This window comes from Candidatus Erwinia dacicola (assembly GCF_001756855.1).
Taxonomy (GTDB): Bacteria; Pseudomonadota; Gammaproteobacteria; order Enterobacterales; family Enterobacteriaceae; genus Erwinia; species Erwinia dacicola.
Window position 1 is genome coordinate 1 of the sequence record NZ_MAYS01000129.1, and the last position, 4,425, is coordinate 4,425.

Annotated in this window: 3 protein-coding genes and 2 pseudogenes; 4 read left to right on the forward strand and 1 reads right to left on the reverse strand. The window is 54.6% G+C overall.

The genetic code is table 11. The features are described 5' to 3' along the window. Positions 1–503: pseudogene (locus tag BBW68_RS15680) on the reverse strand (IS1 family transposase); the annotation flags it as partial. A 228-nt stretch (positions 504–731) separates the two neighbouring features. On the opposite strand from BBW68_RS15680, the pseudogene BBW68_RS03985 reads away from it, so the two are divergent. The 4 genes and pseudogenes from BBW68_RS03985 to lnt all read left to right on the forward strand — a co-directional run. Then, a pseudogene (locus BBW68_RS03985) lies at positions 732–1,356 on the forward strand (PhoH family protein); the annotation flags it as partial. Between the two features lie 27 nt (positions 1,357–1,383). Continuing rightward, positions 1,384–1,851 (forward strand): rRNA maturation RNase YbeY, encoded by a 468-nt coding sequence (ybeY, locus tag BBW68_RS03990; protein ID WP_070134099.1) that lies wholly within the window; start codon positions 1,384–1,386, stop codon positions 1,849–1,851. 72 nt (positions 1,852–1,923) lie between these two features. Next, positions 1,924–2,802, forward strand: a complete 879-nt coding sequence (corC, locus tag BBW68_RS03995) for a CNNM family magnesium/cobalt transport protein CorC (protein WP_070134100.1) — start codon at positions 1,924–1,926, stop codon at positions 2,800–2,802. A gap of 7 nt (positions 2,803–2,809) precedes the next feature. Further along, a complete protein-coding gene (gene lnt, locus BBW68_RS04000) occupies positions 2,810–4,342 on the forward strand; it encodes an apolipoprotein N-acyltransferase (protein ID WP_070134101.1) in 1,533 nt (510 codons plus the stop codon). Positions 4,343–4,425: the final 83 nt, after the last annotated feature.

The following is a 4,425-nucleotide window of genomic DNA, read 5'->3' on the forward strand; positions in this document are numbered from 1 at the left end:
CCATCCGTCATCCATACCACCACATCAAAGGGCGACAGCAGGCTCAGAAGACGCTCCAGCATGGCCATAGTGAGTGCGTCCACCGAAGACGTGTGCCACGACCGTCCTCTGTATTCTGTCATACGCGTAAAATAGCCAGCGCTGGCGTGATTTAGCACCGATGTAGCCCCACTGTTCGTCCATTTCAGCGCAGACAATGACGTCCCAGCCCGGTTGTATGCCCGAGGTTGCTGACTGCGGCCTGAGTTTTTTAAGTGCCGTAAAATCGTGTTGAGGCCAATGCCCATAATGCGGGCGGTTGCCCGGCATCCGACGCCATTCATGGCCATATCAATGATTTTCTGGTGTGTACCAGGATGAGAGGCGGTGTAAGTGAACTGTAGCTGCCATGTATTACGGCAGTGAGAGCAGAGATAGCGCTGATGTCCGGCAGTACTTTTACCGTTACGCATCACGCCTTCAGTAGCTGAACAGGAGGAACAACTGATGGAAATGGAAGCCACTGGAGCACCTCAAAAGCACCATCATACGCTAAATCAGTAAGTTGGCAGCATTACCTGCTGCATCATTTCATCGCGTTACACTTGCTTTCTGAAACACGCGCCCAAATATCCAACCGGACGCTTGCAGCTTTAGCGCTTTACCATAAATAATTTCGCTATGGTTTTGCTGTTAAAACCCGTATCACCATCCATTTCTCAACTTGGCCCTGTGTGACCCAAAAGATTAGTTTGAATATTGAAACACGTGAGATAACTCTGAAACCCATCGACAATACCCGGTTGTTGAGCCTGTGTGGCCCATTTTATGACAATAGCAAGCTGCTCGAGCGCCGTCTGGGGATTGAGATTCATCGCCGTGAGAATGCCTTTAAGCTGGTTGGCTGTGCGCTGAGTGTCGACGCCGCTGCCGATATCCTGCGCCATCTGTATGTGGATACCGCCCCGATATGCGGTCACATCCCGGACATTGATCCGGAACAGATCCATCTGGCGGTGAAAGAGAACCGCATACTGGAGCAGACAGCCGACAGCGTGCCTGAGTTTGGCAAAGCGATTTATATAAAGATCAAACGTGGCGTGATCAAGCCGCGTACGCCAAATGAGGCGCAGTACATGGCCAACATCCTCGACCACGATGTGACCTTCGGCACCGGCCCTGCCGGTACGGGTAAAACCTATCTGGCCGTGGCGGTGGCAGTTGATGCGCTGGAGCGCCAAGAGATCCGACGCATTCTGCTGACCCGCCCAGCGGTTGAGGCAGGAGAAAAACTGGGCTTCCTGCAGGGTGATTGATCGGTTTTGAGCGCGTTGAAAGCTGATTGAGCGCAACGTCATCGAAGTCGCACCGCTGGCTGCTTAGCAGGCTTCACAGGAGAACAATATGAGTAATGTGATTCTTGACTTGCAGCTTGCCTGCGAGAACGAGCAGGGTTTGCCGCCAGAGTCGGACTTCCAGCGCTGGCTGGATGCGGTTCTGCCGCAGTTCCAGCCGGAAAGCGAAGTGACTATCTGTCTGGTCGATGAGGCGGAAAGCTGTGAGCTGAACCACACCTATCGTAGCAAGGACAAGCCGACCAACGTGCTCTCATTCCCGTTTGAAGCACCACCGGGTATTGAGCTGCCGCTGTTGGGCGATCTGATCATCTGCCGTCAGGTGGTTGAGCAGGAAGCTGCAGAGCAGGAAAAAGTGCTGGAGGTCCACTGGGCGCACATGGTGATCCACGGCAGTCTGCATCTGCTGGGTTATGATCACATCGAAGATGAAGAAGCTGAAGAGATGGAATCGTTGGAAACCGAGATAATGCTTGCTCTCGGGTATCCCGATCCGTACATTTCGGAGAAAGAATAAGTAGCACTACGCCTGCCCCTGAATAATTCGGGGCAGCCGATCTCACAACAGAGAGGCAAACTCAAAAACGCCATGAGCGATGACCATTCACAAAACAATGACAGTCCCCCGAGTAAAAAGGGATTTTTTTCACTCATTCTTAACCACCTTTTTCAAGGTGAGCCCAAAAACCGTGACGACCTGCTGGAACTGATCCGCGACTCCGAACAGAATGACCTGATCGACCCGGATACCAAGGACATGCTGGAAGGCGTGATGGATATTGCCGAACAGCGGGTACGCGACATAATGATCCCCCGCTCCCAGATGGTGACGCTGAAGCGTAACCAGACGTTGGAAGAGTGCCTTGGGGTAATTATTGAATCCGCGCATTCACGTTTCCCGGTAATCAGTGAAGACAAGGACCATGTTGACGGCATCCTGATGGCCAAGGATCTGCTGCCGTTTATGAGCAGTGAATCTGAGCCGTTCAGAATGGGAAAGGTGCTGCGTACTGCGGTGGTGGTGCCGGAAAGTAAGCGCGTTGACCGCATGCTGAAAGAATTCCGCTCACAGCGCTACCATATGGCGATTGTGATTGATGAATTCGGTGGCGTCTCCGGCTTGGTTACTATTGAGGATATCCTCGAGCTGATTGTCGGTGAAATTGAAGATGAGTATGACGATGAAGAAGATCGCGATATTCGTCAGCTAAGCCGCCGCACCTACACCATTCGTGCGCTGACGCCGATCGAAGATTTTAATGAAGTCTTCGAGACCAGCTTCAGTGACGAAGAGGTCGACACCATCGGTGGCCTAGTGATGCAGGGCTTCGGCCACTTGCCGGCACGCGGTGAAAGTATTGAGATTGATGGTTACCAGTTTAAAGTGGCGATGGCGGACAGCCGTCGTATTATTCAGGTCCACGTCCGTATCCCGGAAAATTCGCCGCAACCGACTCTGGAAGAATAACTACCGTATGGCAATTGCCTCAATCTACCAGCGCCAGCGGGTTCGCCTGCTTTTAGCGCTGATTACGGGTGCCACTGGCACCCTCTCTTTCTCCCCCTATGATTTCTGGCCTGCTGCTTTAGTTTCACTGTTTGGCCTGCAGGCATTAACCCTTAACCGCATCACCCGCCAAGCCAGCGCCATTGGTTTTGTCTGGGGCTTTGGCCTGTTTGGCAGCGGCATCAACTGGGTGTATGTCAGCATCGCCACCTTCGGCGGGATGCCGGGGCCGGTAAATGTCTTCCTTGTGCTGCTGCTGGCCGCGTATCTGTCGCTCTACACGCTGTTGTTCACCACTCTGCTTAACCGCCTGTGCCCGAAAGCCTCGCTGCTGCGCCTAGCGATTGTGGCTCCGGTGCTATGGCAGGTAAGCGAATTCCTGCGCGGCTGGGTGCTGACCGGCTTTCCGTGGCTGCAGTTTGGCTACAGCCAGATCAACGGCCCGCTGAAAGGGCTGGCACCGCTGCTGGGCGTAGAAAGTATCACCTTCCTGCTGATGGTGATTGTAGGCCTAGCGGTTTATGCCTTGGTGCAGCGCCGTCTGGTTCCTGCTATCGCTGCTGCCGTGCTGCTGCTGCCGTGGCCGCTGCGTCAGATTAGCTGGTTCCAGCCGCTGCCTGAACGGGCGGTGAACGTTGCAATGGTGCAGGGCAACATTGCGCAGTCCCTGAAGTGGGATCCGAATCAGCTGATCAATACGCTGAAAACTTACACGGCGCTCAGCCGCCCATACGTGGGTAAAGCTACGATCATCATCTGGCCAGAATCCGCCATTCCCGATCTGGAAACCAACCAGCAGCCGTTCCTGAAGTCAGTGGATGACCAGCTGCGCGCAAGTGGCAGCAGCCTAGTGACCGGTATCGTCGATTCACGCCTTGAGAGCAATCGCTACCACGATTACAATTCGATTATCGTGCTGGGCGGCCCGCAGCCTTACGACTACTTTAGCGACAACCGCTACCAGAAGAATCATCTGGTGCCGTTCGGGGAATTTGTCCCGCTGGAGTCGCTGCTACGACCGCTGGCACCACTCTTCGACCTGCCGATGTCCTCATTCAGCCGTGGCAGCTACGTCCAGCCGCTGTCGCAGGTGGCAGGCTATAACTTCACCGCCGCCATTTGCTACGAAATTGTGCTGGGGCAGCAGGTGCGTGATAACTTCCGTCCGGATACCAACTTCCTGTTGACAATTTCGAACGATGCGTGGTTTGGTCACTCTATCGGGCCATGGCAGCACCTGCAGATAGCGCGTATGCGTGCGCTGGAGCTCGGGCGCCCACTGCTGCGTAGCACTAACAATGGCGTGACGGCGGTGGTCGATGCCCGCGGTGACATCACCCACATCATTCCGCAGTTCAAAGCGGAAGTGTTAGCGGCAAAAGTGACCCCGACCACCGGCCTGACGCCGTATGCCCGCATCGGTAACTGGGGCATCTGGGCGATCTCGCTGCTGTTTGCTATTGCGGGTCTGTTCAGTTCACGTCGTTCGCGACGTAAGTAACACGCAGGGGCGACAGATGTTTCGGTCGCTCCTTGCCTGCCCTATTATGGGCTGACCGGAAAAAATGGGTCGAGTCCGTCAAG

Excerpts from the sequence above, each read along its gene's own strand:
- lnt (WP_070134101.1), top strand. The coding sequence starts at position 2,810 with ATGGCAATTGCCTCAATCTACCAGCGCCAGCGGGTTCGCCTGCTTTTA.
- corC (WP_070134100.1), top strand. The coding sequence starts at position 1,924 with ATGAGCGATGACCATTCACAAAACAATGACAGTCCCCCGAGTAAAAAG.
- ybeY (WP_070134099.1), top strand. The coding sequence starts at position 1,384 with ATGAGTAATGTGATTCTTGACTTGCAGCTTGCCTGCGAGAACGAGCAG.